27 protein-coding genes are annotated in these 25,281 nt (G+C 65.7%); 15 read left to right on the top strand and 12 right to left on the bottom strand.

Translation table 11 applies throughout. From position 1 onward, the window contains the following. The first annotated feature begins 149 nt into the window (after positions 1–149). Positions 150–929 (top strand): AfsR/SARP family transcriptional regulator, encoded by a 780-nt coding sequence (locus M1D32_RS10870; RefSeq protein WP_458778698.1) that lies wholly within the window; start codon positions 150–152, stop codon positions 927–929. Here M1D32_RS10870 and M1D32_RS10865 read toward each other — a convergent pair. Beyond that, entirely contained in the window at positions 926–1,177 is a 252-nt protein-coding gene (locus tag M1D32_RS10865) for a hypothetical protein (protein ID WP_458778697.1), read from the bottom strand. The two genes, M1D32_RS10870 and M1D32_RS10865, sit on opposite strands and share 4 nt — an antisense overlap. 313 nt (positions 1,178–1,490) lie before the next feature. On the opposite strand from M1D32_RS10865, the gene M1D32_RS10860 reads away from it, so the two are divergent. The 4 genes from M1D32_RS10860 (at position 1,491) to M1D32_RS10845 (ending at position 6,249) form a co-directional block, all read left to right on the top strand. Further along, positions 1,491–1,967 carry a hypothetical protein gene (locus M1D32_RS10860; RefSeq protein WP_458778696.1) on the top strand — a complete coding sequence of 159 codons (477 nt, stop codon included), beginning with the start codon at positions 1,491–1,493 and terminating at the stop codon, positions 1,965–1,967. A gap of 79 nt (positions 1,968–2,046) precedes the next feature. Further along, positions 2,047–2,715, top strand: a complete 669-nt coding sequence (locus M1D32_RS10855) for a cyclodeaminase/cyclohydrolase family protein (protein WP_458778695.1) — start codon at positions 2,047–2,049, stop codon at positions 2,713–2,715. 91 nt (positions 2,716–2,806) lie between these two features. After that, the gene (locus M1D32_RS10850; RefSeq protein ID WP_458778694.1) at positions 2,807–4,195 is read left to right on the top strand and encodes an ATP-binding protein; all 1,389 of its coding nucleotides are present in this window, start codon (positions 2,807–2,809) and stop codon (positions 4,193–4,195) included. A 47-nt stretch (positions 4,196–4,242) separates the two neighbouring features. Further along, positions 4,243–6,249 carry a vWA domain-containing protein gene (locus M1D32_RS10845; protein ID WP_458778693.1) on the top strand — a complete coding sequence of 669 codons (2,007 nt, stop codon included), beginning with the start codon at positions 4,243–4,245 and terminating at the stop codon, positions 6,247–6,249. A 33-nt stretch (positions 6,250–6,282) separates the two neighbouring features. Here M1D32_RS10845 and map read toward each other — a convergent pair whose 3' ends face one another. Continuing rightward, entirely contained in the window at positions 6,283–7,065 is a 783-nt protein-coding gene (gene map, locus M1D32_RS10840) for a type I methionyl aminopeptidase (protein WP_458778692.1), read from the bottom strand. 64 nt (positions 7,066–7,129) lie between these two features. Between map and M1D32_RS10835 the strand changes: the two genes are divergently transcribed. Beyond that, entirely contained in the window at positions 7,130–7,432 is a 303-nt protein-coding gene (locus tag M1D32_RS10835) for a helix-turn-helix domain-containing protein (protein WP_458778691.1), read from the top strand. A 21-nt stretch (positions 7,433–7,453) separates the two neighbouring features. On the opposite strand, the gene M1D32_RS10830 is transcribed toward M1D32_RS10835, so the two are convergent. The 3 genes from M1D32_RS10830 to M1D32_RS10820 all read right to left on the bottom strand — a co-directional run bounded on the left by M1D32_RS10830 (position 7,454) and on the right by M1D32_RS10820 (position 10,102). Beyond that, a complete protein-coding gene (locus M1D32_RS10830) occupies positions 7,454–8,737 on the bottom strand; it encodes an MFS transporter (RefSeq protein ID WP_458782167.1) in 1,284 nt (427 codons plus the stop codon). A gap of 159 nt (positions 8,738–8,896) precedes the next feature. Then, entirely contained in the window at positions 8,897–9,571 is a 675-nt protein-coding gene (locus tag M1D32_RS10825) for a DUF6766 family protein (RefSeq protein ID WP_458778690.1), read from the bottom strand. 96 nt (positions 9,572–9,667) lie between these two features. Beyond that, complete coding sequence (locus M1D32_RS10820; protein ID WP_458778689.1) at positions 9,668–10,102, bottom strand: hypothetical protein; 435 nt, start codon at positions 10,100–10,102, stop codon at positions 9,668–9,670. A 123-nt stretch (positions 10,103–10,225) separates the two neighbouring features. On the opposite strand from M1D32_RS10820, the gene M1D32_RS10815 reads away from it, so the two are divergent. From M1D32_RS10815 to M1D32_RS10800, 4 genes are all read left to right on the top strand, one after another. Continuing rightward, a complete protein-coding gene (locus tag M1D32_RS10815; RefSeq protein ID WP_458778688.1) occupies positions 10,226–11,170 on the top strand; it encodes a 5'-3' exonuclease in 945 nt (314 codons plus the stop codon). A 154-nt stretch (positions 11,171–11,324) separates the two neighbouring features. Continuing rightward, positions 11,325–11,510 carry a hypothetical protein gene (locus M1D32_RS10810; protein WP_458778687.1) on the top strand — a complete coding sequence of 62 codons (186 nt, stop codon included), beginning with the start codon at positions 11,325–11,327 and terminating at the stop codon, positions 11,508–11,510. A gap of 116 nt (positions 11,511–11,626) precedes the next feature. Continuing rightward, entirely contained in the window at positions 11,627–12,052 is a 426-nt protein-coding gene (locus tag M1D32_RS10805) for a ChaB family protein (RefSeq protein WP_458782166.1), read from the top strand. 31 nt (positions 12,053–12,083) lie between these two features. Beyond that, on the top strand, positions 12,084–14,264 hold the full coding sequence (locus M1D32_RS10800) for an elongation factor G-like protein EF-G2 (protein ID WP_458778686.1): 2,181 nt from the start codon (positions 12,084–12,086) through the stop codon (positions 14,262–14,264). A gap of 18 nt (positions 14,265–14,282) precedes the next feature. Here M1D32_RS10800 and M1D32_RS10795 read toward each other — a convergent pair whose 3' ends face one another. From M1D32_RS10795 to M1D32_RS10775, 5 genes are all read right to left on the bottom strand, one after another. Then, a complete protein-coding gene (locus tag M1D32_RS10795; RefSeq protein ID WP_458778685.1) occupies positions 14,283–15,965 on the bottom strand; it encodes an alkaline phosphatase D family protein in 1,683 nt (560 codons plus the stop codon). A gap of 38 nt (positions 15,966–16,003) precedes the next feature. Continuing rightward, the gene (locus M1D32_RS10790; RefSeq protein ID WP_458778684.1) at positions 16,004–16,729 is read right to left on the bottom strand and encodes an anti-sigma factor domain-containing protein; all 726 of its coding nucleotides are present in this window, start codon (positions 16,727–16,729) and stop codon (positions 16,004–16,006) included. Beyond that, the gene (locus tag M1D32_RS10785; protein WP_458782165.1) at positions 16,716–17,327 is read right to left on the bottom strand and encodes an RNA polymerase sigma factor; all 612 of its coding nucleotides are present in this window, start codon (positions 17,325–17,327) and stop codon (positions 16,716–16,718) included. The genes M1D32_RS10790 and M1D32_RS10785 overlap by 14 nt, the downstream gene beginning before the upstream one ends. A 68-nt stretch (positions 17,328–17,395) precedes the next feature. After that, positions 17,396–18,133 carry a class F sortase gene (locus M1D32_RS10780; protein WP_458778683.1) on the bottom strand — a complete coding sequence of 246 codons (738 nt, stop codon included), beginning with the start codon at positions 18,131–18,133 and terminating at the stop codon, positions 17,396–17,398. Positions 18,134–18,287: 154 nt separating this feature from the next. Beyond that, complete coding sequence (locus M1D32_RS10775; RefSeq protein WP_458778682.1) at positions 18,288–19,115, bottom strand: DUF4397 domain-containing protein; 828 nt, start codon at positions 19,113–19,115, stop codon at positions 18,288–18,290. A gap of 326 nt (positions 19,116–19,441) precedes the next feature. Between M1D32_RS10775 and M1D32_RS10770 the strand changes: the two genes are divergently transcribed. After that, on the top strand, positions 19,442–19,957 hold the full coding sequence (locus M1D32_RS10770; protein ID WP_458778681.1) for a flavin reductase family protein: 516 nt from the start codon (positions 19,442–19,444) through the stop codon (positions 19,955–19,957). A gap of 54 nt (positions 19,958–20,011) precedes the next feature. On the opposite strand, the gene M1D32_RS10765 is transcribed toward M1D32_RS10770, so the two are convergent. Further along, positions 20,012–20,425 carry a CBS domain-containing protein gene (locus M1D32_RS10765; RefSeq protein ID WP_458778680.1) on the bottom strand — a complete coding sequence of 138 codons (414 nt, stop codon included), beginning with the start codon at positions 20,423–20,425 and terminating at the stop codon, positions 20,012–20,014. Between the two features lie 226 nt (positions 20,426–20,651). Here M1D32_RS10765 and M1D32_RS10760 point away from each other — a divergent pair, with 226 nt between their 5' ends. The 4 genes from M1D32_RS10760 (at position 20,652) to M1D32_RS10745 (ending at position 24,522) form a co-directional block, all read left to right on the top strand. After that, complete coding sequence (locus M1D32_RS10760; protein WP_458778679.1) at positions 20,652–20,963, top strand: hypothetical protein; 312 nt, start codon at positions 20,652–20,654, stop codon at positions 20,961–20,963. Beyond that, the gene (locus M1D32_RS10755) at positions 20,953–21,558 is read left to right on the top strand and encodes a hypothetical protein (RefSeq protein ID WP_458778678.1); all 606 of its coding nucleotides are present in this window, start codon (positions 20,953–20,955) and stop codon (positions 21,556–21,558) included. Before M1D32_RS10760 ends, M1D32_RS10755 begins: the two co-directional genes overlap by 11 nt. 25 nt (positions 21,559–21,583) lie before the next feature. After that, positions 21,584–24,217, top strand: coding sequence for an ATP-dependent helicase HrpB (gene hrpB / locus M1D32_RS10750; RefSeq protein ID WP_458778677.1), 2,634 nt, complete (start codon positions 21,584–21,586; stop codon positions 24,215–24,217). Between the two features lie 152 nt (positions 24,218–24,369). After that, positions 24,370–24,522 carry a hypothetical protein gene (locus M1D32_RS10745; RefSeq protein ID WP_458778676.1) on the top strand — a complete coding sequence of 51 codons (153 nt, stop codon included), beginning with the start codon at positions 24,370–24,372 and terminating at the stop codon, positions 24,520–24,522. A 57-nt stretch (positions 24,523–24,579) separates the two neighbouring features. Here M1D32_RS10745 and M1D32_RS10740 read toward each other — a convergent pair whose 3' ends face one another. Then, positions 24,580–25,257 (bottom strand): alpha/beta hydrolase family protein, encoded by a 678-nt coding sequence (locus tag M1D32_RS10740; RefSeq protein WP_458778675.1) that lies wholly within the window; start codon positions 25,255–25,257, stop codon positions 24,580–24,582. Positions 25,258–25,281: the final 24 nt, after the last annotated feature.

Raw genomic sequence — 25,281 nt, 5'->3', positions numbered from 1 at the left:
CGAAGCAGGGCGGGGCAAGGAGCCGGGCCTACAAGGGGACAGGGCCGCCTCGTGACCGGTACTCTAGCCGCCAGCCGTTACTCCAGTGTTACGGCATGCACCCGGTCAGATGGCGATGAGCATTGACAGCCCGCCAAGGACTGCGGAAAGTGGTTCTTGCATCTGTTCCAGCCCCAGGCTGGAGTTCGGGGGTACCCATGGGCAATGACGGCTATGGTCTTCAGTTGAGGCTGCTGCAATCGTGGCAACTTCGTCGGGACACCGAGGTCCTGCATGTCGCTACGCGGCAACAACGGTTGATTACGGCGCTCGCCATCCTCGGTCCCCGTCCACGAAGCTACCTCGCCGGACTGTTGTGGCCGGAGACCGCGGAGCCCAGGGCGCTGGAAAGCCTTCGTGCTGCCGTCCACCTTGTCTCCCGGCAGGTGCCCGGCTTGCTGGTCAACGGCGGGACGGTCCTGTCCCTCAGCGACCTGGTGGAAGTGGACCTGCACGGGCTTCGGGCCCGGATCCGGGAGTTGGGCAACGCCGGACTTAACGGGAATGTCGCTTCCCTCCTCCAGCAATTACGGGACTCTGACTTGCTCCCTGGCTGGTACGAGGACTGGGTGCTCTTCGAACAGAACAGGCTGCAGCAGGACCGGCTCCACGCCTACCACCTCATCGCCCGCGAGTCCCTGGTCCGCTGTGACTATCAATCTGCCCTGGAGGCTGCCGAAGCTGCGCTGGCCCTCGAACCGCTCTATGAAAGTGCCGTGGGGCTTTTCATTGAGGCCGAACGGCGGCAGGGCAACAACGCTTCCGCGCTTCGTGCCTTTGAGAAATATGAATTGCGGCTGAAGGAGGACATGGGGCTGGTGCCGTCGGAGGCCATTCGCCGCCTCGCAGCTGAGATTTCCCTGCAGGTCGGCAAAATGGGGAGTAATTAGCCCCCGCTCGGAGTCTCGGACTGGGAAAGAAGCCATTCGCGGACCGCTCCCAGGACTTCGTCCGGGTCCACCGTATAGACAGTCTTCGGCTCAGAGGTCGGAGATTGGCTGTAGGTCAACCTTGCGCGGAAGCCCGGCGTCTGGTCGGGTTCGGTCCATGTGCGGATAACCATAGTGCCCATCGCCGGCACTTCCCGGTCCGGCTCGTCACCGTCAGAAAACTCTGACGGAGGACCATCCGTTGTCATGACATGTCACCTTACTCTCATTTAGCCCGGATCCTGCTGCCTTGATCCTGCTAAAGAACAATCAGGAATCAGCTTGCGTACGGCAAAGGTTTGATCAAGATCCCCCGAAACCAACTGAGGCGGGCATGCTTCGTGCTGTAACGCGGCAGTAACGCCACAAATGCTCGAATCATCAGAGGCTTCACGTGCTGTTTCTGGTTGTGGTCAGCAGGTGACAGAAGGATTCATCGGATCAAGTTGCCGCCCGCGAGCCTCCATGGATCCCACTGCTGTTTCAGGTGGGTTGCACTACGGAAGGCGTGGGGAGAAGGGCGTGAAAGAACAGGAAGCACGTCAGAGACTGATCGAGGAGATTGAGCAGCGGCAGTCAGTGCTCAGACAGTTCCTGCGGCAGCAGAGGCCCCGCCGCAACAGGCTGGTGACTGCGAGCGTGGTGGCTAGCGCGCTGGCTGCGGCATTTACAGCCGGACCAGCCATTGGGGGCACCAGGTTCGCAGCTGGGGTTCAAGGCGTCCTCTCGCTGCAGCAAAGTGCCATGGTCTGGCAGGTGCTCTGCCTGGCGGCGATGATCCTATCCCTCGTTGCGGCGTTGTCCACGAATTTGGCAAACTCGCACTCGGTTGCCACGAAAGTGACTTCCGCGGAGAGTTGCAATGCCCAACTTGAGGGGCTGCAAGCGGTTCTGAGGTTCGGTCGCCTTCCCATGGAAGACGCAGTTCAGCTGTACCAGCAATACACGGCCCAGGTGGCCTTCGTCGATGATCTGGAGGCCGGAGCGGCAACAGAGTGACGGCCGGGACTGGTGCAGGGCGGCCAGATTTATGTTGCCCTCCATAGTCAGGGCCGCTTACCAAGGCACAATAGGTGCCATGGCTGATTCTGAACTGGTGACAACCCAAGGCTCGACGGTTGAGGAATGGACGCAGGCACTGGCGGAGTCCAAGGGGTCGCCGGGCGGAGGGGCAGGGACGGGGGTAATGCTCGCCATCGCGGCTTCCCTGGTGTCGATGGTGGCGGGTTATACAAAGCCGGACCAGGGCCAGGAGGGGGAGCTTGCCGACCTCCACGCACGTGCGCGATTGCTCCGTGAAACCGCCCTTCGATTGGCCGACGACGACGCTGCCGCCTCCGAAGCGTTCGGCGCGGCGTTCCGCCTGGAACCCGGGCAGGAGCGTGATGACGCGATCCACGAGGCGTCGGTTAACGCCGCGAAGGCTTCCGCCGTGCTGGGCGAGCGGGCGATGGAAGCCATCGAGGACCTTGGCTGGCTTGCTTCCCACGGAAACCCGGCGCTGATCGCCGATGTGGTTGTCGCTTTCGGCGCCCTCCGGGCAGCAGTGGCGGGGGCGCGAACGAACGTCAGTTTTGACCTCGCAACGCTTCGTTCCGCTGGCGCCTCGCTGTCGCAGATCCGTGAAGAACATCCAGTTCTGTGGACGACTGTGCAGCAGCTCAACTCAGCCCTCGACCGGATCGACGAGCTGACGGCCGCGGTGGATCACCGGGCCGCCCCAACGGACACTGACGTTTTGAAGTAGCGGAGTGATGTCTGCAGCAGGAGGCAGGGATTTGCCCGCCCGTTTGTAAGAATTCCTCGATTGACAGCACATGGGGGACTACCGTGGAGTGGTGACTGATCGACCCGATATCTTCACTGTTGGTGAACTGCGTGCGGCCGGGCATGTCCAGAAGGACCTGCGCCACGAGATCCGCGACAACCTGCTCGCCGCGCTCGCCGCCGGCCGCGATCCATGGCCCGGGATGTACGGCTTCAGCAGGACCGTCCTTCCCCAGCTCGAGCGTGCCTTAATAGCAGGCCACGATGTCGTGCTGCTCGGCGAACGGGGGCAGGGCAAAACACGGCTTCTCCGCACGCTGGCCGGGCTGCTGGACGAATGGTCGCCGGTGATTGAGGACTCGGAACTCAACGAACACCCGTACGAGCCGATTACGGAGCATTCGCGCGCCCGCGCCGTCACCGAAGGGGACCGGATGCGCGTGGCCTGGCGACACCGGTCGGAGCGGTACGTGGAGAAGCTCGCCACACCGGACACCTCCGTTGCGGACCTCATCGGCGACGTCGATCCGATGCGCGTGGCCGAAGGCCGCCGCCTGGGGGACCCGGAAACCATCCACTACGGCCTGGTCCCGCGCTCCAACCGCGGCATCATCGCCATTAATGAGCTGCCGGACCTGGCCGAGCGGATCCAGGTGTCGATGCTGAACGTGATGGAAGAGCGCGATATCCAGATCCGCGGCTACGTGCTGCGGCTGCCGCTGGACGTGCTCGTCGTCGCGTCGGCGAACCCGGAGGATTACACCAACCGCGGCAGGATCATCACCCCGCTAAAGGACCGGTTCGGCGCGGAGATCCGGACCCACTACCCGATAGAGCTGGCCGACGAGGTGTCGGTGATCCGGCAGGAGGGGCAGCTGGTGGCCGATGTCCCGCCCGTCATCCTCGAGATCCTGGCCCGCTACACCCGTGCGCTCCGTCAGTCCCCGGCAATCAACCAGACGTCGGGAGTCTCCGCGCGGTTCGCCATCGCCGGTGCCGAAACCGTTGCCGCAGCAGCGCTTCGCCGGGCCAGCGTCCGCGGGGAAAGCGAGGCGGTGGCCCGCATCGTGGACCTTGGCACAGCAGTGGACGTCCTCACCGGCAAGATCGAATTCGAGTCGGGGGAAGAAGGCCGCGAACAGGCCGTCCTGGACCACCTCCTCCGCAGCGCCACCGCCGAAGCAGTGCGGGCGCACTACCAAGGCATCGACCTGGGCCCGCTCGTCGCCGCGCTCGACGGACACAGGACCGTGACCACCGGCGAACACGTCACAGCGGAGGAATTCCTGCAGAACCTGCCGTCACTGAATGGATCGGGACTGTACAACGAAATCAGCGGCCGGCTCGGCGCAACGAATGAAGGGCAGCGCGCCGCCGCCATCGAGCTCGCCCTGGAAGGCCTCTACCTCGCCCGGCGGATCTCGAAGGAGTCCGACGACGAGGAAACCATCTACGGCTAGCAGCAACACTGCAGCAGCAGGGCGGCCAGTACACGAATAGGAGCGACATGGGCATCCACAACCACTCCGCCAGGTACGGCCGGTATACGGGCGGGCCGGACCCGCTCGCGCCGCCCGTTGACCTGGCAGAGGCCTTGGACGCCGTCGCCGAGGACGTCATGGCTGGCTACTCGCCCCGGCACGCCCTGCAGGAGTTCCTGCGGCGCGGCGGCCGGAACCGGGAAGGCCTCGATGACCTCGCCCGGCGCGTCCAGCAGCGCCGCAGTGAACTCCTGGGCCGTCACCGGCTCGACGGCACCCTCAACGAGGTCCAGAAGCTGCTCGAGACCGCCGTGCTTGAGGAACGCAAGCAGCTTGCCCGGGACGCCATGATGGACAACACCGACCGGGAATTCCGGGAGATGCAGCTGCAGAACCTGCCCCAGTCCACGGCGGCCGCCGTCAACGAGCTGGCCTCCTATGACTGGCAGTCCAGCACTGCCTGGGAGGCCTACGAGCGGATCAAGGACCTGCTGGGCCGTGAGGTCCTGGACCAGCGGTTCGCCGGGATGAAGCAGGCGCTCGAAAACGCCACTGATGAGGACCGGGCTGCGGTGAACAGCATGCTGCGGGACCTCAACGGGTTGCTGGACAAACACCGGCGCGGCGAAGACACTGATGCGGACTTCCAAGAGTTCATGGCCAGGCATGGCAGCTTATTTCCGGAGAACCCCCAATCGGTGGAGGAGTTGATTGATGCCCTGGCTAAGCGCGCGGCCGCGGCGCAGCGGCTCCTGCAATCCATGTCTGCCGAACAGCGCGAGGAGCTCATGCGACTCTCGGGCCAGGCTTTCGGCTCGCCGGACCTGATGGCCCAGCTTGATCAGCTCGACGCCAGCCTGCGGGCCCTGCGCCCCGGGGAGGACTGGACCGGGTCCGAACGCTTTGAGGGCCAGGAGGGCCTGGGCCTGGGTGACGGCACCGGCGTGCTCCAGGACATCGCCGAACTCGACGGGTTGGCCGAACAGCTGTCCCAGTCCTACAACGGATCAAACCTCGGCGATCTGGATCTGGACGCCCTCGCCCGCCAGCTCGGCCAGAGTGCGGCCGTGACCGCCCGCACCCTCGCCGAGATAGAGCGGGCCATGCAGGATGGCGGCTATCTGCGGCGGGGAGCCGACGGCGACCTGCGGCTGTCCCCGCAGGCGATGCGGAGGCTGGGCAAGTCCCTCTTGCGGGACACTGCCAAGCAGCTTTCAGGCCGGCAGGGGCGGCGGGACACGCGGGTGGCAGGTGCCGCCGGGGAACAGACCGGCTCCAGCCGCCAGTGGGAGTTTGGGGACGCCGAGCCCTGGGATGTTACGCGCACCCTGACCAACGCGATCAGCCGTACCGTGGCCGACGGCGGGAACCCCGCCCGGGGCCTGCACCTTACCGCCGCAGACATCGAGGTCAGCGAAACAGAGGCCCGCACCCAGGCCGCCGTCGTCCTGCTCGTCGATGTGTCATTCTCGATGGCCGCCGAGGGGCGGTGGGTGCCGATGAAGCGTACTGCTTTGGCCCTGCACCACCTCGTCTCCACGCGCTTCCGTGGGGACCGGCTGGAGCTGATCACGTTCGGCCGCTATGCGCAGGCGATGGACATCGGCGAGCTAACGGCGCTGCCGGTCCGCCGGGAGCAGGGCACCAACCTGCACCATGGACTGCTGCTCGCCGGGCGGTTCTTCCGCCGGCACCCGTCCATGCAGCCTGTCCTCCTTGTGGTGACCGACGGCGAACCAACCGCGCATCTGCTGCCTGAAGGCGAGCCGTGGTTCTGCTGGCCTTCGGACCCGGAAACGATCCGCGTCACAGTGGCAGAGCTCGACCGCCTGGGGCGTGCCGGCGTGCAAGCGACGTTCTTCCGCCTCGGCGATGACCCGAGCCTGGAGCGGTTCGTCCAGCGCATGGTGCGGCGGGTCGGCGGCAGGGTTGTCGCGCCCGACGTCGGGGGCCTGGGCGCTGCGGTGGTGGGGGAGTACCTCCGGGCCCACTTCCGTGGACGTGCCTTCGGCGACGCCGACTGGGCGTCCTGAATGTACTGATTGGGGACGTGACCAGTCACGGCCTCACAAAAGCGCCTCTTTCGGCAACGTGAGGATTTCGGCACCGTCGTTGGTGATGGCGATTGTGTGCTCACTGTGTGCCGTGCGGCACCCTGTCGCGCTCCGGAGCGTCCAGCCGTCGGGATCGGTGACCAATTCAGCGGTGTCCGCCATGACCCAGGGCTCCAACGCCAACAGGAGCCCGGGTCGCAGCGTGTATCCTCGGCCGGGCCGTCCGGTATTTGGCACGTGCGGGTCCTGGTGCATTGTTGACCCGATCCCATGGCCGCCGAATTGGGTGTTGACGGGGTAGCCCGCCTCACTGAGGACGGAGCCGATGGCGTGGGAGATGTCACCGATGCGGGCTCCGGGGCCGGCTGCGGCTATCCCTGCATACAACGCGCGTTCGGTCGCGTCGATCATGGCGATGCTCTCCAGGGGCTTGGCGTCGCCCACAATAAAACTGATGGCGGAGTCTGCAGCGATGCCGTCTTTGGAGACGGCGAGGTCGAGCGTCAGCAGGTCGCCGTCAGCAAGTGTGTAATCGTGAGGCAATCCGTGGAGTACGGCATCGTTGACGGCGGTGCAGATATAGTGCCCGAATGGGCCGCGCCCGAAGGACGGCTCGTAGTCCACATAGCAGGACTGCGCTCCGGCCTCGACGATCATGGCCTTGGCCCACACGTCGATGTCCAGAAGGCTGGTGCCCACTGTGCTTCGGCCCTTCAATGTCTGCAGAATGTGGGCGACCAAGGCACCTGCCTCCTTTGCCCGGCCCAGTTCGGACGAGTTCAGGATCTCAATCATGTGGCACCTTTCCAGAACCAATAACTATCCCGGCCATATTATCCCCGGTATTAGAATTGGAGCCATGGTCAGATTGCCGCTTAGTCCCGAGGAAGTGGAGCGCGGGCAGCGCCTCGGCTCACTCCTGCGCCGCGCCAGGGGACAGCGCCCCATGCTCGCTACTGCGCTGGATGCACAGGTCTCACCTGAGACCCTCCGGAAAATCGAGTCGGGCCGCGTCGCCACTCCTGCCTTCCCCACCATTGCCGCGATCGCCGGCGTCCTCGGCCTCTCCCTCGACGCGCTGTGGGCCGAGGTCAACCAGCCTGAAGGCGCTGCCTGCCCGGCCAGTCAGCGCCACGACATCCCTGAGCAGTTGGCCTCGTAGCTCAAGGCGATCCGCGGCATGTCAGGGACGGGTCTCCTCGGCCGGTCCCTTATCCGGTTGCTCCGTTGACGCATTGGCTACATCCGCAGCGGCGCCCTGCCGACGGCTGGCAACCAGGAATGGAACCGCAAGGCTTTGGAAGATCCCGGCCAGGGCCAGCGACACGGGATAGCCGTAGAGGTCGGCGCTCCTGCCGAGCACCGGCTGCACTACAACCCCGCCGCTGGATCCCATCAGTGAATCAAAGCTCAGCACGGTGGCACGCTGCTTCGACGGAATCATGTCGTTCACATACGCCTGCCTTACCGGCATGGCGGCGGAATCGATCACTGCCCACAGCGTCAACAGGACCAGGGCAACCCAGAACACGCGGGCAAACCCGAGCACCAGGAGAATTACGGCACTGATGCTGCCGCTCAGGATCAACACCGAAGTGCGCTTGCGGAACAGGCGCCGGACATAGGGAGCAAGCCACCCGCCCACCACCTCCGCGCCCGCTACAATGGCCGCAGCGAGCCCGGCAACAGAATACGCGCGGGGGTCGCCAAAAAGCTCCAGCAGGTACGGCTGGAGGGCATAAAAGACATAGATTCCGACGCCGGCGCTGAAGGGGGCGGCCAGCATCACGTACCGTACGGGCGGGATTTTCAGACCGTTCTCGATCGAGGCTGACAGCACTGCCCGCGTCGCGCGCAAAGGGTGCGTTGAACGCTCCGGGGTGAACCCGACGTCGTGCATCAGTCCAAAGGCGACCGCGAACATAGCCAGCAGCACGCCCACCCGCACCAGGAACGGCACACCGAGGTCAGTAGCCTGGGCAATCACGCCGCCGGCCACGGAACCGGCGAGCATCGCCACGCCCGACACCATCTGCCCGCGCCCGAACACCGCCTCCAGCCCGCCGTCATACCCCGAGTAGCGCAGTGCATCAACAAGCCAGGCCTCAACGGCACCCGAGAAGAAGGTAAAGCCCAGGCCAAGCAGCACGGACACGACCGCCCACCAGGCGAACGGCGCGGACAACTGCCACAGCAGGTAGTAGAGGTAAGTGGATCCGGCCAGGGTCACGGTGCCGAGCAGAAACGACGCCCGGCGGCCCCAGCTGTCGGCCACCACCCCGGTGGGGACCTCGAAAATGACCATTCCGACCGTGAAGAAGGCGTTGGCGGCGAAGGCCTCGAAATTGCTGAGGCCGGCGTCCAGCAGGAACAGTGTATTGACTCCCCAAATGAACGAAGCCGCAAGCGTATTGCCCAGCGTCAACGTCAGGTAGATGCGCTGGATCCTTCGGGCTGCGGCATTCATCGGTTCGCTGGCCCGGCCCCTCCGTGCAAGGAACACGAGGCCATTCTCGCCCCGTTCAAGCTCCCGGTACCAGAGCCCCCGACAAACGATTCACGGCAGGGGGCGGAGTGGCCCGGAACAATTCAACGAATCGACACGCTTTTGCTGCCGGCCCGCACCCTAGCCCGTGGTGCCGGTATCGTCATGCGCGGATCCGACAGGTTTGGATTCCGGTGACCCGCGTTGGCGGAGGTAGATCGACAGGACAACCATGGACCCTACGGCCAGGAACTCCGACTGCCAGTTTTGCAGGGTCCGGTTCCAGAAGTCGGGGGAACCGACGTACTCGAGCCATGGGACGGGATCCTGGAAGTCCCGCAGCTGCTCTTCGTTGTAGGCCGAGTGTCCGGTGACGGACTGGACGAGCCACGACAGGACGAAGATTAGTCCCATGGTGGCCGCCAGGGAGTTTGAAAATATTCTCAGGCGCCAGCCCTGGATCTTTGCCCAGGCAGGGGATTTATCGTTGGCGTGCTCGCCGACCAGTTGTTCCTCATCGGATTCAATCCCCTCCTTGCCGAGCTCCTTGGACTCCGGTGACCCCTTCTGAACCAGCCAGATCGTGGCCACGATGTAGAGCAGGAACTGAAGGTACTCTGACTGCCAGTTCTCCGATACATCGACAGCGAAGCTCGAAGAGGCCAGGTATTGCGCAAAGCTGATTTCGTCCAGCCCTGCGGCGAGTTGCCCTTCATTGAAGACAGCCTGCCCGGTGATGGCCTGCCCGAGGACCGCGAGCAGGAAAATTCCTCCGAAGAAGAGACTCAGCCCATTGTTTTTCAACCCGTTTTTCACGTCAGGACCCTTATCCGCGCGCGAGCCCGACGAACGTCATGTATGCCAGGCCGCCGAATATGAGGATCAGGTAGAGAAAAAAGGACCAACGCATCTTTATTTGCCTCCTACTTCGCACGAGTATGGCGAATCTCCCCTGGGGCTGCACCCCGCAGCTGTGACTCGCCATGCCGAGCCGGAGGAGGCCATAAAAACCACATCGCCGTCGAACTCCACCAGAGCCTCCCGCCCGTACGCTTCGGTCTTCAGAAGCGTCCCTGCTGTGGGTAGCTGCAAGGATTCCAGGCCGAATTCGCAGCTGTCGCCGTTCCGCTCTGCCACCTGCTGACGCGTATCGGGCTGCAGCAATTCACATGCAGTGGACCAGTCAGAGGACCTTACGGCCTTGTGGAAGTTTTGCGCTGTTGACGACGCGCCCGTCGCGTCCGGAGCGCAGCCGGTAACGGCGGCCGCTGTAACCAGCAGGCAGGCGGCCAGCAGGGGCCTGCAAAGCCCCTCGACACTGAACCTGGACGGAGCCCTTGCGTTCACGTAGCCTCCTTCGGACATCACCGTTGTGACGAACTTACTGCAGAATCGAAGGATGGGACCAGCACACTCCCAGGGCAAGTGCGCGACTCCCATGAGGAGACCTTTCCGTGTCAGGATCAGGGTATGCCTGACCGCCTGATGCTGCTGGACACTGCCTCCTTGTACTTTCGCGCCTTTTACGGCTTGCCCGATTCCCTCCGCCGCGCCGACGGAACGCCCGTCAACGCCGTCCGGGGTCTCCTGGACATGATCGCGAGGCTGACCACGGACTACGGGGCCACCCATCTCATCGCGTGCTGGGATGACGACTGGCGGCCCCAATGGCGTGTGGACCTACTTCCCAGCTATAAGTCGCACCGCGTCGCGGAAGCCATCACGGACGCCCCTGATGTGGAGGTTGTGCCGGACGCCCTCGAGGCGCAGCTTCCCATGATCCGCCACGTGCTGGGCCTGGCCGGAATCGCGATCGTCGGGGCGGCTGACCATGAAGCCGACGACGTTGTGGGGACCTATGCCAGCCAGGCCGCACTCCCTGTGGATGTCGTCACCGGGGACCGCGACCTCTTCCAGGTCTGCGACGACGCCCGACAGGTCCGGGTGATTTACACCGCACGCGGCATGAAAAACCTGGACGTCATGACCGAAGCGGCCGTGGTAGGGAAGTACCGGGTGCTGCCCCAGCAGTACGCGGACTACGCCACCCTTCGCGGCGACGCGTCGGACGGGCTCCCCGGTGTGGCCGGCATCGGCGAAAAGACCGCCGCATCGTTGCTCCTGAAGTACGGCACCCTGGAAAACCTCCTCGAAGCAGCAGCGGACCCGCAGAGCGGACTGTCGTCACCTGTCCGGGCCAGGCTGGAAGCCGCCGCCGACTACCTTTTGGCCGCGCCCGCCGTCGTACGGCTTGTGCGGGACCTGGACCTGCCCTCACTCGAGGAAGCCGGTGCCCGGTTGCACCCCGTCGCCGGGGAGGAACGCGCCGAACTCGAAAGGCTCACCACCGAATGGAACCTTGGCGGGTCGGCGAGGCGCCTCGTCGACTCGCTGGACCGGACCCGGCCACACTAAGGCAAGGCAGACGTGGCCCGCACGCCGCGGAAGTAGTGGTGGGAAACTGACTATTTCTTGAGCAAAAGTGACATGTTGGGCTGCCTTCCAGCCGCTAGGGTGGCTGCAGTGGTTCAAGCAGCCGGACCTCTCAATTGGGGGATTGGAGTTGCTCATGCCTGATGGCCCGGACAAGCGCGGCAGCGCCAAAAGGGACCTGACGAAAGGCCGGCCTGACGACGTCGGCGGTGCCGAAGATGCGGAGCAGCAGGCGGAGGTGTCCCTTGCAGCGCCCGGGGCAGAGCCCCGCCGCCCGCGCCTCTACGGCTACGACCCCGACTACTGGCCCGAGCAGCTTTAATGCTGTTCACCACATGGAGGTTCCCAGTCCGCACCGGCAGCAGACAACCAAACCGGGCCGTGGCTAAGCTTGGTGTGTCCGGACGATAGCCTGCTGACGAAAGTGCGGTGAGTGCAATGCCGAAGACGGGAAAGAACGACCACGCCCGCAAGGACGAGCTACCCTCGACCCTGCAGCGCTCGGACCAGAAAGCGCAGGACACGTTCGCCAAAACCTACGATTCCGCCATGGAGTCCTATGACAAGGACGAACGCCGGGCCGCCCGGGCCGCCTACGCATCGCTGAAGCACAGCTACGAAAAGGTGGGGGACCACTGGGAGCCGAAAGAGAAACGCGGCCCCTCTGACAAACGGGCGGAAAAGGGACTCGACGCAGCGGAGCCCACTGCAGGCGGCGTGGACGCCAACGCCTCCAAGAAGCACCTGCTGGAGCGTGCCCGGGAGCTGGATATCGCCGGCCGTTCGAAGATGGACAAGGACGAACTCGTCAAAGCGCTGCAAAAGGCCAACGACGCTGCCACACGCAAGGCGCGCGAAAAGTAAAACAACCAGGCAAAGACGCCAGGAGGTTCCAATGTCGGTCAAAGGCACCAAGGATGCAGCAGGTACTGCAGGGCGCGGCGGGCCGGAAGGGCGCCAGGGCAACGGCACCGCCGGCGTATCACCGCGTGACCCTGCCCTGGTTCGGAATGTGGCGCTTGTTGGCCGTTCCGGTGCCGGCAAAACCACCCTCGTCGAGGCATTGCTCGAGGCCAACGGGATGATCACCAGGAAGGGCTCAGTGGTTGACGGGACCACGGTGAGCGATTCCGATCCCGCCGCCATTCACCAACAACGTTCGGTGGCGCTGTCAGTGGTGCCGCTGCCCGTGGCCGGAATGAAGATCAATCTCCTCGATACGCCGGGCTATCCGGATTTCATCGGGGAGCTCCGCGCCGGCCTTCGGGCCGCGGACGCCGTCCTTTTTGCCGTTTCCGCTGTTGATGGCGTGGATGCGGGCACCACTGCGATCTGGCAGGAGTGCCAGTACCTGGGGATGCCACGTGCCGTGGTCATCACGCGGCTCGATCATCCCCGGGCTGATTACGACGGCGTCCTCGCCGCCTGCCGCGCGGCGTTCGGCGACACGGTCCTACCGTTATATGTCCCTGTCCGCAAGGCCGGGGAGGTCACCGGCCTCCTCGGCCTGCTGTCCGGCACGGTCTTCGAATATCCGCCCGAAACCTCCGGTGCCACGGCCCGTGCCGCGGAGCCGCAGGAAACCGGAGCAGCGGATGCTGAGCGGGCCGAGCTGATCGAAGGGATCATCGCCGAAAGCGAAGACGAAACGCTGATGGACCGCTACCTGGGCGGGGAGGACATCGATGCCGACGTCCTCATCGCGGACCTGGAAACCGCCGTCGCCCGCGGGTCCTTCTTTCCCGCGGTGCCTGCCTCGGCGCTCACCGGGCTGGGTACGGCCGAACTTCTGGAGCTCCTCATCAAAGCGTTTCCGTCGCCCCCGGAGCGGAGCCTGCCGCGGGCAACAGACCTTGCTGGAGCGCCGGTCCGTGCCCTTGCCTGCAACCCCGAGGGACCCCTGGCCGCTGAAGTGGTGCGCACCACCGTGGACGCCTTCCTGGGCCGCGTCTGCCTGGTCCGGGTGTTCTCCGGAACCCTGCGCGGTGATACCCCGGTCCATGTCAGCGGACATGGGCTGGCGGACCGCGGACACCAGGACCATGACACCGACGAGCGCCTCACCCACCTCTACTCGCCGCTCGGGGCCACCCTTAGGCCCGTGCCCTTTTGTATCGCCGGCGACATCGCCGCGGTAGCCAAACTGGGCAGCGCCGAGACCGGGGATACCATCTCCGCCAAGGACCAGCCGCTGCTGCTGGCAACCTGGGAGATGCCCGAGCCGCTGATGCCGGTGGCCATTGAAGCCGATTCCCACGGCGACGAGGACGCCCTGGCCCGCAGCCTGGGAAAAGTGGCGGCCGGCGACCCCACCCTTCGGGTGGAGCGGAATGCGGAGACCCACCAGCTGATCCTCTGGTGCATGGGGGAGGCACATGCCGAAGTGGTGCTGGACAGGCTGCGTGACCAGGGCGTAAAGCTGCACACCGTGGACGTTGTGACGCCGCTGCGGGAGACCTTTTCAAGCCACGCCGCCGGGCACGGCCGCCACGTCAAACAGTCCGGCGGCCACGGCCAGTATGCCGTCTGCGACATCGAGGTTGAGCCGCTGCCCAGGGGCGCCGGATTCGAGTTCATCGACAAAACGGTGGGCGGCGTGATCCCCGGAACCTATATTTCTTCCGTAGAAAAGGGCGTACGGGCGCAGATGCAGAAAGGCGTTGCTTCCGGTTTCCCGGTGGTTGATGTACGCGTGACCGTGGTGGGCGGCAAGGCGCACAGCGTCGACTCCTCGGACGCCGCGTTCCAGGCAGCCGGTGCCCTTGCGCTGCGCGAGGCTGCCGCAGCAGGCAAAATCCAGCTGCTGGAGCCTGTCTCGTCGGTGGTGATCAGCGTCCCCGATGAACACGTTGGGACGGTGATGAGCGACCTTTCCGCCCGCCGCGGCCGGCTCACGGGCACCACGTCCTCCGGCGGGGACCGGACGGAGATCACTGCCGAAGTGCCGGACCAGGAACTCCTGAAATACGCAGTTGAACTGCGCGCCCTGACCGCGGGGACCGGCACCTTCAGCCGCCAGTACCTGCGCCATGATCCCGTACCCGGGAACGTGGCGGCTGCCGGAACCGGCAGGTGACGCTGCACCCTTATGGGGTTATGGCGCCTGGGGTGCGGGTTGCTCCACGTTCCTGGGCGTGATGGTGAGGGAAGCAACCTGCTCCACCAGGGGGTGCAGATGGTCACCGCCCTCCACCACGCCTTTTTGCCAGGACAGGTTCATGCCTTGGGGGGTGACCTCCAGGGACGCCAGGTTGTTGTCAAACCATGGCCCCTTAATGCCTGACCACGTGTAGGGCGGGTCCGGGACTTTGGCTGTGCGCGCGGCAAGGGCCCCCACGGATTCCGCCATCCCGTAGGACAGAATGGCGGTGACAGAACGCATCAGCCGCGGCAGCGGGTTGCGGATGGGTGAGCAGACGGCTTGGATAATCCTGCTGCCCGCTGTCCGCTGGACTTCCGAAACGTAGGAAAAGTGGACGTCCCCGGAGAGGAACATGACTGTCTCAGGAGGGTTCCCGCGTTTTCCGTCGGCCACTTCGGCGGCCATGATCGCCACTTGCCGGAAGCTCTTCTGGAAAGCCGCCCAGTGTTCCAGGTCGAGGGCCTGGCGCAGCTTTTCGGCCGCCTTGCCGGCCAGGCTTCCCCATGCGCCCTCGGAAACGGCTTCGTTCCAGGATTCCATGTGGTGCAGGCCCATCGGCAGGAGGAACGGCAGCGACGTGGCGATCAGCACGTGGCGGAAGCCGCCGCGCATGTTCTCGTCGAGCCAGGCCATTTCCGCATCATCGAGCAGCGCCCGCCGGTCCGGGGACAGATCCCTGGCGGCGCGCGAGTCCAGCACAATGAGCCGTGTGTCGCCGAAGTCGCGGCAGAGACTCCACCGGTATGATTCGGGTTTGCTGTCCGCACGTTCCACGAGCTTGTCCAGCTCGGCGCTGAGATCCGGTTCGTCGGCACCGGTGTGCCGGACCACCCGCTGCCACAGGGCATCCTGCCCACGTTCCTGCGGGGACAGGTTTCCCAGGTGCTGGTAGACCCAGTATGAAGCCAGCCCCGCAACCACCCGCTCGTGCCACCACGGGGTGGCAGCCATCTTCTGCTTCCACGTTTGGGAGGCGTTCCAGTCGTCCCGGATGTCGTGGTCATCGAAGATCATGGCGCTGGACAGGGTGGACAGCAGCCACCGGTTGGCCGGGTCCGACCACGCAAGATAGTAGAGGTGGGCGTACTCCTCGTAGTCCTTGAGCTCCTTTCCGGGCGGTTCCTTGATATTGCGCCTGGAACGGATGAACTCCTGCATGTGCTTGCTGGTGGAGTCCGCGTAGACCTGGTCACCCAGGAATGCCACCAGGTCCGGCCAGGGAGTGCCGTCACCGGAAGCCATCTGCAGGGCGTAGGCGCGCAGGGAGTCCACGCCGTGGCTGCGGTTGCCGGAGGCGTCATGCGGCACGCTGGTGCGGCAGGAGCCGAAGGCCAGCCGAAGGGGCCTGCCGGGAGTCAGGGTAGAAATTTTAGACGGCGGCAGGTGGGATTCCGGTTTGGGCCACACCAGGGTCCCATCGACCTCCAGGGTGTAGGGAGTGACGCTTCCCGGCTCCAGCCCCGTCACCTCCACCAGGGCGTAGTGATGGCCGTGAACGCCGAACGTGCGGGCTGTCCAAACTTTTCCTTCGGCGCGGACGGTGACTTCTCCAGCGCCGCGCGTCTCCGCCCAGATGCTCGCTGAGGTTTCATCCACAAACCGCATCATGGGGCCGAGCACCAGTGGCGACGTCATGAATAAGTTGTACCCGCTCCGCGTCCCCGGCGCCATGGTCAGGAGCTGAGGGTGCCCCTGGCGATGCTGACACTGGAGTGCGCCGGATTGCCGTCCAACGGCTCGTCGGAGATGTCGACGATGGGGTAGCCGGAGAGGTCGAGGCCTGACGGGACGTCAAAGCGGCCGGATGACGAGTTCATGATCCCCAGGCTGACCAGCCTGGAAAGGTCCGGGGCGATGAGCCAGACTTCCTGGTAACCCCGGGCCTCCGACTTGTCCAGCTGCACCTCAATGGTCCGCGAACCGTCGTTGGCTTCTGTCACGGTGGCTGATCCGGTGGCGGAAAACTGCTCGAGCGGCTCCAGGCGGGCCGAGGCGAGTGGAACCGGGGCGACCGTCTGGTTGATGGCCACAACAACGCCTGTGGTGATTACGGCAGCGGCCGCGGCGGCAGCCAGCCAGGTAACAGGCCGGCGGAGCCAGGTGACGTTGCCTCCTTGTGCAGGCGGGGCTTCAGCAGGCTTCACAGTTGCCGGGCCAAGGGGGTCAGCGGCAACGGCCTCGGAGAGACCCAGCGTCCGGTGGATTCCTTCCCATACGCCTGGGCCCGGGCTCTCCAGGGAGCTGGCGTCGGGGGTGGTCCGGACGGCGTTGACGGCCCGGTGGAGTGCGGCGTACTCGGCTGCGCACTCGGGGCACGACCGAAGGTGGTTGATGCTGCCGGCGTCGACAGGCTCGTCCAGGGCGAAAAGGCTCAGGACTTCGGGGTCAAGGTGCTGCATGATCCACCTCCAATCGGTGTCTCAGGTGGCTAAGGCTGCGGCGGATGTGACTCTTGACCGTACCAAGGGGAAGGTTCAGTTGCCGTGAAATCTGGTCGTGGGTCAGGTCATCGTAAAACGCCAGGCGCATGATCGAGCCCTGGGGTTCGCCGAGCCGGTCAAGCTCCCCGTCCAGCAGCAGCCTGTCGGCGAGGACTTCTGCGGAGGAAGAGACGGCTTCGTCCTCGGCCCCTGACCGGAGTCCGGCGGCCGCAAGCACTTTGCGGTTTTCCCGGGCGGACGCACCCAGGGCATCCGTGACGGCGTTTCGGGTGATGCCGACAATCCACGCGGGAAGTTCCGCCTTCGAGGGGTCGAAAGTCGAGCGGGACTTCCAGACGCGGATGAAGACTTCCTGGGTGACGTCGTCGGCGGCGCTGCGGTTCCTCAGCGCCCGCAGCGCCAAGGTAAACACCAGGGGAGAGAACTGGCGATAAGCCTCTGCCAAAGCAGCCTCGTCGCCTTCCGAGAAGGAGCGGTCGAGTTGCCGGCTCCAGCCTCCAAGACCGGAAGGCCGGGAAGTCGCCCTGCCATCGCGCTGCCCGTCGCCGGAAGGCATCTGGCCAGAAGGTGCCAATCCGGCCTCCTTCCCCACCTCGGCGTTGAGTGTCAGGGCTGCGTAGCGGCTCATTCCAGTTCCGCAGTGACAATGACATTGTCACTGTAGTCCTGTTTCTCGTCCAGCCAACGTCCGCCGCAGGTCACAATTTTGAGCTGGTGGGGCCCGTCGCGGCGGAAGAGGGATCCGCCGTCGAACTTGTCCTTGGCCATCAACTCAACCGAGAGTACGCGGTAATTCAGCGCCGGTGCGCCGTGGCGTTCGATGGTCACGCGCGTGCCCGCGGCAAGGCCGTTCAACTGCGAGAGGGGAGCCCGGTCCGAGGTGGTGTCCACATGGCCCGCTACAACGGCGGCCCCGGCTGCTGCCCCGGGGGCAGGGCCGTGCCGGTACCAGCCGGCCCGGTCGAAGGCATCCGGAATCTCCATGGCCCCGTCCGGCGAGACGCTGACTTCCACGATGTCCATGCTGATGGTAGTGCCCTCGACCGTCAGTAAGCGTGGTGCCGGGTCTTTGGGTGCAGCCGGAGCGGGGGTAGCCTGGCGTACTGGGATGTCCGGCAACGCAGCGGGTGCGTCTGGCGGCGCGGGTGAAGCTGCGGGGGAGGCAGCGGTTCCCGACGTGGCTGCAGGGGAGGCTGCTGCCGGTGACGGCGGTGCTGGTGTGCTGCATCCGGACACCAGCGCCATCACGGCAAGGACAACGGCGGCCGTTATGCTGCGTGCCTTCGCCGTGCTGCGTCCGGCGGCCGCGCGCCCCTTGCCGGGGCCGTTCCGGAACCGATGCGCCGTCGTCGTGCTTTCCATGGGAACAACCTCCTCTGTCAACGCTGCTTGGATGCCGTGGACGCTCCGCATCCTGCCGGTGGGAGCGGACGGGCCCGGCCGGCCGGCGAAGATTGCCGGTCGGCCGGGCTCTGGGCCCAGGGCTGGCTACCCTGCCCCTGGGATTGCAGTGCCCCTAGCTCACCCTGCGCAGTGCAGCGGAGCGGGAAACCGCCACAGCGCCCAGCAGGAGGGCGATACCTGCGGCACCGTATCCGGCAAAGGCCATGGCCTGTCCCGCGGCACCGTCGTCAGCAGCTCCCGAGCGTGCTCCCGGGACTGAGCCCGGAGCTGAATGCAGTCCTTCGATGGTCTGCACTGCGAGCTGCAGGTTCTGGTCGGTCAAGCTGCCCCAGGCGTACACGATGGTGTGCGTGCCTTCGGCAACAGTTACGTCAGCCGGTCCGATAACAGGTTGGGTGGTTCCCGCCGCTGCCACGGCTGCCGGGATGGTGCCAGGATCCAGCGTCAGTGTTTGTTCGTTCGGGTTGGCCAGGTTGGAGATCACGGCGGTACCGGCGGCAAGGACGTCGACGGCGGGAGCGGCAGCGGTGTGCCGGACTGTCAGCTTGCCCTTGCCGGGTTCAATTTGCGAGGCGTCGTTGGTGAAAAAGTTCGCTGTTGGCTGGCCGGCGGCATCCAGGTTGGCCACCGCCGTGTAGTTGCCGTTGGCGGCCAGGGTCACGTTGACCGGGCCGATAACGGCAGCCGATGCGTCTGCTGCGTCCGCGGCCGTGATGGCGAGGGCGTAGTTTCCTGCGGGGAGAGCCAGTGGGCCGGCAAGGGTGCCGGGAGTAAAGTCGTCCAGTGTCCGTTCGCCATTGACCCAGACGTCAACGGTGAGGCCGGGGACTCCGTGCAGGACGGACAGCTGGGCGTCGCCTTCTGCGGCCTGGGCCGGGCCGGCGAAAGCCAGTGCTGCCGCGACTGCCACTGCTCCTGATGCGAAAATGCTGGTGCGCATGATTTCTCCTTCTTCGGCCCGCTGGGCGGGCGGTTTTTGCTTACACACCTATTACCGGCACCACTGCCCATCTGGATGCAGATGCATGAAAAAATTTTGAAGGGATACCTCCCTCTATGACGTGAACGCCGCGAAGGTGGACGCTGAGGTGGTGGGGTTGGCGCAGGCCCGCTTGGGTAGCTAACGCCCGGGAGCCCGGGTTTCGTTACGGCCGATGTACCGGCATGACCTCCCGTTTCGGTCCGCGTCGGTTCGTTGCACAGCAGTTGAACGCGGGAAGCAGCTGGTGGTTTGGTGAGGTAACCATCCAACGAGAGGGCCACGCCATGACAGTCACAGCAGATCTTGCTCCCCGCCGGCTTCGCGACATTTTGGGAACTTTCGCCACCGGTTTGACGGTGATCACCAGTGCCACGGATGGGGGTCCGGCCGGGTTTACCTGCCAGTCGTTCGCATCGCTGTCCCTCGAACCTGCGCTGGTGACTTTCAGTCCGGCCAGGACGTCCAGTACATGGCCAGCACTCCGCCAGGCCGGATCCTTTGCCATCAACATCCTCCCCGCAGCGCACCAGCACCTCGCCGGGCAATTCGCCAGGTCGGGAACGGACAAGTTTGCCGGCGTGGCCTATTCAGCCTCGCCGTTGGGCAACCCCGTCCTTGACGATGCCCTTGCCTGGATCGATTGCGAACTTCACGCGGAGTACGACGGCGGTGACCACACCATTGTGGTAGCCGCAGTGAGGCACCTGAGCGCAGGGCCGGACGCCGAGCCGCTGGTGTTCTACAAGGGCCGCTACAACGGGATTGCGCCCGCTGGCCGCCTGCTCGAAGCGGCCAGCTAAGCATAGAGTCTGCGGGCGGCGTGCTGTGCCCCGCCTGCCCGCAGTGATTACCAGTCAGAATGAAATGAAGGCGACGAGCTCACCCACCCGGTCCTCGGGGTAATTGCGGGCAATGTCAGCCTGACTCAAAACCCCCACCAGGTCGTGGCCATCGATCACGGGCAACCTGCGCACCTGGTGATCCTGCATAGTCCGGATGGCTTCTTCCACGGAATCGTCAGCGCCGATGGTGACCGGTTTGCCTTCGCCAAATTCTCCAGCCGTGGCCGTGCGCGGATCCCCGCCCGCCGCCAGGCACTTAATGACGATGTCACGGTCCGTCAGCATGCCCTTGAGCCTGTTGTCCTCACCGCAGATCGGCAGTGACCCCACATCGAGTTCCTTCATTTTCCGGGCTGCGGCCTCAAGCGTCTCCTTCTCGCCCACGCACTCCGCGCCTCCGGTCATGATTTCCCGCGCCGTTGCCATGATGTATCTCCTTCATCCATGATGCCGTGCCGTGTCTGCGGCCGGTTCGGGTGGCCCTTCGGGAGACTCGCTGGGATTGCAGCTCCGAAGAGCTAGCCGATGGAAAAATGCTAAGCCTACTGACTATTTGTGTCCAGAGCCGAGTCTTGCGTCCAGGCGATCAAGTAGTAAGCTTGCTGACCAATACTAGTAAGCTTGCTGATTAATTGAGGTTAGGAGTCGGGCCATGGGCACGGTTTTTTCTGCCGCCACGGCGCTGGCGGCCACCCTTGCCGGCGCAGCCGCGGCTCTTAGTGCCCCCTTTGGCGCTGCCGGGAACGGTGGCCAGTATCTGGCGGGCCATGTGTTGTTGGGGCTTGGTTTGGGCCACACCATCGCCATCCTGCTGCGGATTGCAACAAGGCGGCTGCTGGCTGGCCGGTCCGTGGGCAAGGAGACAGCCGGCACCGCACCTGTTCCGGACCGGATTGCCACCGTTACCGTCCTTCCCACCAGGCCTCCGGCGATGGCACCGCTGCGGGGCAGGCATGCCGCCTGAAACGCAGCCGCTGCGTGGAGGCAAAGAAGGCAGCCCACCCGGGAACCACCTCCGCACGTGGCGCGGCGTCTCCGCGCTCCTGGCAGTGGCCGCCCTCGCTGCGGCGCTGTTTGCCGCCTCCCCGCTCCTGCGTCCAGCCGAGTCGGATGAAGGCACGCTCCGGGGACTTCAAATCAGGGTGCTGACCATCAGCCAGGCGGCGTCGGAAAATCGAATGGACGGCGCCCTTGCAGCCCTGGAGGCGCTGGAGAAGGATCTGGACGACGCCGCCAGCCAAGGCCTGATCTCGGTGTCGCGGTACCGCGGCATTGAGGCGGCCGTGGAGTCTGTGCGTACGGAGATTCACGGACAGCTGGCAGCGGTCTCTGCTGCCGCTGCCGCCGCACCAGCTGCGGCCACCGCAGAATCCCCTGCGGCTCCGGAACCGGCGCAGCAGCCGGTGGAGGTTGCACCACAGCCGCCCGTGATCGTTCCGGCACCCGCCCCGGTGCCGGCACCCGCCCCGGAGCCGGCTCCCGTCCAGGAGGAGGAACGCTCACTGCCCGAGCCCGCAAAGGAAGCCAAGGACAAGGGCAAGGGGCCGGGGAAACCCTGACCGGACTTCCGGGCAGAATGGACGAATGACCTTTCAGGCCGGGCAGCATCAGACTGTCGGCAAACCCTTCGATATTGCGGCCATCGGCGCAGGCTTGGCTTTCGCCGGCTCAGCCCGGGCCCTGACGGAAGCCCTTACCGGCGGTGGCGGCGGCCCGCGCGCGGCTGTCGTGCAGGCGCCGCCCGGAACCGGCAAAACCACTCTTGTACCGCCGCTGCTCGCGAACCTGGCTGGGCGGGATGGGCGCGTGGTTGTCACCCAGCCCCGCAGGGTCGCTGCCCGTGCCGCTGCCCGCCGGCTCTCGGTCCTTGACGGCAGCCCGTTGGGCAACCGGGTTGGCTATTCGGTGCGGGGAGAGAGGAAGGCCGGTCCCGAAACCCTCATCGAGTTCGTGACGCCGGGTATCCTGCTGCGCCGACTCCTCTCCGACCCGGGTCTTGATGGCGTGGCCGCGGTGGTCCTGGACGAGGTCCACGAACGCGGACTTGAGTCGGACCTGCTCACCGGCATGCTCTCCGAGGTGCGGGAGCTGCGGGGGGACCTCACCGTCGTCGCCATGTCCGCAACCCTGGACGCACCCCGCTTTGCCGCCTTGCTCGCCCTCAACGAAGACGTGCCCGCGCCCGTCGTGGACTGCCCCTCGGTGCTTCACCCGCTGGAAACAGAGTGGCGGCCTGCTGCCGTGCCGCGACTGGACGGCAGGGGCGTGACGCCCGCCTACCTTGATTATGTTGCCGCCACAGCCGCGGCGGAGCTTACCCATGCCCTCGGTGGAGACAGCTCCACCGATGCCCTTGTTTTTGTTCCCGGTGCGCGCGAGGTCTCGCGGGTGGCGGCGGGCCTTCGCAGCATGCTGGGACCGGCGGCCGACGTCCTGGAGCTTCATGGCCAGGTGGGACCCGCGGACCAGGACCGCGCAGTTTCCGGCCGCGCACCGGGTGGCAGCCCCAGAATCATTGTCTCCACCGATATTGCCGAATCCTCCCTTACTGTGCCGGGTGTCCGGCTGGTCATCGATTCAGGGCTCACCCGCGAACCGCGGCGCGACGCCGGCAGGGGCTTGACCGGGCTGGTGACCGTTTCCTGCTCCCGCGCCTCCGCCGACCAGCGCGCGGGGCGGGCAGCACGCCAGGGCCCCGGACGGGTGGTCCGGTGCTATGACCAGCAGGCCTTCGGCGCTGCCCCGGCCCATGTGACACCGGAAATCAAAGTGGCGGACCTAACCGCTGCCGCCCTGCTCCTGGCCGCCTGGGGTTCCCCGCGCGGAGAGGGGCTCGCCTTGCCGGACCAGCCGCCACGGCAGGCCATGGATGATGCCATGGAGGTCCTTCGCGAACTTGGCGCGGTAACAGACGAGGGCCACGCCACCGGCATGGGTAAGGTTCTGGCCAGCATCCCGGCGGATCCCCGGCTGGCCCGGGCACTGCTTGAGGGGGCGGCAGCCGCCGGTCAGCTTCCGGCAGCCGAAGCCGTGGCGCTGGTCGCGGGGGACTATCGAGCTCCCGGCGCTGACCTGACCCGCCTCCAGTTGCAGTTGCGGAACGAAACAGGACCGGAAGCCCGGCGCTGGGCAGAGGAATCCCGCCGACTGGCAGCCCTTGCGAAGCAACACACCCGCTCTGCTTCTCCCGCACAGCCCGTCCTGCCCGCGAAGGTCACAGGCGCAGCGGTGGTGGGCGTCGTCGTCGCCCTCGCCTTCCCTGACCGGGTGGCACGCAGGGTGGACGGCGACATCCCAAACCGTTACCTCCTGTCCTCGGGAACGCGCGCCGGGCTGCCGGCCGACAGCTCCCTGTCCGGCCATGAATGGCTGGCGGCGGCGGAGGTGACGCGGGCGGAGGGGAGGGACGCGGCCGGAACCGGCGCGGTTATTCGCTCGGCAGCGCCGCTCACACCCGAACTGGCGGAAGCTGCTGCATCCCACCTGCTGACGGATTCCGTCGAGGCGCAATTCACCGCCGGCCGCCTCTCCGCACGGCGGGTGCGGCGCCTGGGGGCCATCGTCCTGGCGTCCACGCCGGTCCGCCCCTCGCCCACCGAGGGACGCAAGGCCGTAGCGGAAGCCTTGCAGCGGGAGGGTCTTCACATCCTTGAATGGTCGACGGCGGCAGATGCCTTGCGCCGCCGTCTCGCTTTCCTGCACCGCGGGCTGGGCGCGCCGTGGCCGGACGTCTCGGACCAGGCGCTGCTGTTGCGCCTGGGGGACTGGCTGGGACCGGAGCTGGAAGCACTCGCCGGTGGTGCGGCCGCACGCGCTATCACTCTTGGCGACCCGTTGCGCCGGTTGCTGCCCTGGCCGGAGGCGGCCAAACTGGATGACCTCGCTCCGGAGTGGCTCGAGGTGCCGAGCGGGTCGCGCGTCCGGATTGACTACCCTGCCGTTGAAGATCACACTGCCCGGCCGGTAGTGGCCGTCAAGCTGCAGGAGTGTTTCGGGTGGGCGGAGACACCGCGACTGCTCGGCGGCCGGGTACCTGTCCTCTTCCACCTGCTCTCACCGGCCCGCCGCCCGCTTGCCGTCACCGACGACCTGACCTCGTTCTGGTCGGGCCCCTACGCGCAGGTCCGGGCCGAAATGCGGGGCCGCTACCCGAAGCATCCCTGGCCCGAAGATCCTTGGACGGCCCCGGCCACGGCGCACGTCAAGCGGCGGAAGTAGTTGCACAAACCGCGGACTCCGGCTCCGGGAAGTTCAGGGTGAGATCTCCGATATACAGTTGAAACCTCGCGTCGATGGACTGAAACATGCCGTGGATAGGCTCGTTTCCACCTCGACGAGGTGGTCCACACCCTCACCTTAAGGACGTGCAGATGTTTCTCCTCACCAGCCTCAACCTCTTGATCGACGGCCAGCGGAACGATGACAGCCGATCCCACACTGGCGGCGACGGGACGTCCGATTTTCCACAAGGTCAGTTGAGCTCCGCCGCATGGGAAGGGTGGTGGCAGGACGACGCTGCCTAGCAGCGGTCAGCTTGCGGCGCCTGGAGGATTGCGGGCCGGCTGCCGTGTTGGCCGCTGTCAGGAGTGGCTGCGGATGAAGGCAGCCACCGGTTCGGCAAGGGAAGCGCCCACCTCGTCGGCTGTGCGTTTCAGCCCCGCGACGACGAACGAGTGGTCACCGCCATCCATCCATTGAAGAACGGCATTGGTCCCGATCCGCGAGACCACGCCCGCCAGGATCTCCGGTGTGGCGAAAGTGTCCCGGCTTCCCTGCAGGAACAACATGGGCGTCGTCAGCCCGTACAGGTGTTCGTCCCGCAGCTTGTCTGGTTTGCCGGGCGGATGCAGGGGGTAGCCCAAGTACACCAGTCCTGCCGCTTCCATCCCTTCTGCCACCGCCATGGATGCCATCCGGCCGCCAAAGGACTTGCCGCACGCCCAGATGGGGCCTGCGTCGTTATGGGCTGCTGCCTGCTCCGCCGCCGCGGCCACGGCAGCACGCCAGGTGGCGACGGCGACCGGCGGCCGGTCGGGGAATTTCCGGCCCGCTTCGCGGTAGGGGAAGTTGAACCGCAGCGTGGCTGTCCCCAGTGCATTCAGTGCCTCCGTGAACCCGCGGAGGAAGGGATGCTGCATCCCGGCGCCCGCCCCGTGGGCCACCACAACGGTTGCCGCCGGATCATCCGGGCGGGCGTACACAGCAGAAACATTGACGTCACCCACCGCGAGGGTCAGGGGCACTTCTGAGGCAGGCATGCCACCATCATGCCGGACCCGGAA

Source organism: Arthrobacter sp. D3-16 (genome assembly GCF_054408515.1).
The sequence above is the reverse complement of the archived record's forward strand: the minus strand, read 5'-3'. Positions and strand labels throughout refer to the sequence as shown.

Excerpts from the sequence above, each read along its gene's own strand:
- M1D32_RS10865 (WP_458778697.1), bottom strand. The coding sequence starts at position 1,177 with ATGACAACGGATGGTCCTCCGTCAGAGTTTTCTGACGGTGACGAGCCG.
- M1D32_RS10855 (WP_458778695.1), top strand. The coding sequence starts at position 2,047 with ATGGCTGATTCTGAACTGGTGACAACCCAAGGCTCGACGGTTGAGGAA.
- M1D32_RS10845 (WP_458778693.1), top strand. The coding sequence starts at position 4,243 with ATGGGCATCCACAACCACTCCGCCAGGTACGGCCGGTATACGGGCGGG.
- map (WP_458778692.1), bottom strand. The coding sequence starts at position 7,065 with ATGATTGAGATCCTGAACTCGTCCGAACTGGGCCGGGCAAAGGAGGCA.
- M1D32_RS10835 (WP_458778691.1), top strand. The coding sequence starts at position 7,130 with ATGGTCAGATTGCCGCTTAGTCCCGAGGAAGTGGAGCGCGGGCAGCGC.
- M1D32_RS10830 (WP_458782167.1), bottom strand. The coding sequence starts at position 8,737 with ATGAATGCCGCAGCCCGAAGGATCCAGCGCATCTACCTGACGTTGACG.
- M1D32_RS10815 (WP_458778688.1), top strand. The coding sequence starts at position 10,226 with ATGCCTGACCGCCTGATGCTGCTGGACACTGCCTCCTTGTACTTTCGC.
- M1D32_RS10810 (WP_458778687.1), top strand. The coding sequence starts at position 11,325 with ATGCCTGATGGCCCGGACAAGCGCGGCAGCGCCAAAAGGGACCTGACG.
- M1D32_RS10805 (WP_458782166.1), top strand. The coding sequence starts at position 11,627 with ATGCCGAAGACGGGAAAGAACGACCACGCCCGCAAGGACGAGCTACCC.
- M1D32_RS10800 (WP_458778686.1), top strand. The coding sequence starts at position 12,084 with ATGTCGGTCAAAGGCACCAAGGATGCAGCAGGTACTGCAGGGCGCGGC.
- M1D32_RS10795 (WP_458778685.1), bottom strand. The coding sequence starts at position 15,965 with ATGACGTCGCCACTGGTGCTCGGCCCCATGATGCGGTTTGTGGATGAA.
- M1D32_RS10790 (WP_458778684.1), bottom strand. The coding sequence starts at position 16,729 with ATGCAGCACCTTGACCCCGAAGTCCTGAGCCTTTTCGCCCTGGACGAG.
- M1D32_RS10785 (WP_458782165.1), bottom strand. The coding sequence starts at position 17,327 with ATGCCTTCCGGCGACGGGCAGCGCGATGGCAGGGCGACTTCCCGGCCT.
- M1D32_RS10780 (WP_458778683.1), bottom strand. The coding sequence starts at position 18,133 with ATGGAAAGCACGACGACGGCGCATCGGTTCCGGAACGGCCCCGGCAAG.
- M1D32_RS10775 (WP_458778682.1), bottom strand. The coding sequence starts at position 19,115 with ATGCGCACCAGCATTTTCGCATCAGGAGCAGTGGCAGTCGCGGCAGCA.
- M1D32_RS10770 (WP_458778681.1), top strand. The coding sequence starts at position 19,442 with ATGACAGTCACAGCAGATCTTGCTCCCCGCCGGCTTCGCGACATTTTG.
- M1D32_RS10765 (WP_458778680.1), bottom strand. The coding sequence starts at position 20,425 with ATGGCAACGGCGCGGGAAATCATGACCGGAGGCGCGGAGTGCGTGGGC.
- M1D32_RS10760 (WP_458778679.1), top strand. The coding sequence starts at position 20,652 with ATGGGCACGGTTTTTTCTGCCGCCACGGCGCTGGCGGCCACCCTTGCC.
- M1D32_RS10755 (WP_458778678.1), top strand. The coding sequence starts at position 20,953 with ATGCCGCCTGAAACGCAGCCGCTGCGTGGAGGCAAAGAAGGCAGCCCA.
- hrpB (WP_458778677.1), top strand. The coding sequence starts at position 21,584 with ATGACCTTTCAGGCCGGGCAGCATCAGACTGTCGGCAAACCCTTCGAT.
- M1D32_RS10745 (WP_458778676.1), top strand. The coding sequence starts at position 24,370 with ATGTTTCTCCTCACCAGCCTCAACCTCTTGATCGACGGCCAGCGGAAC.
- M1D32_RS10740 (WP_458778675.1), bottom strand. The coding sequence starts at position 25,257 with ATGCCTGCCTCAGAAGTGCCCCTGACCCTCGCGGTGGGTGACGTCAAT.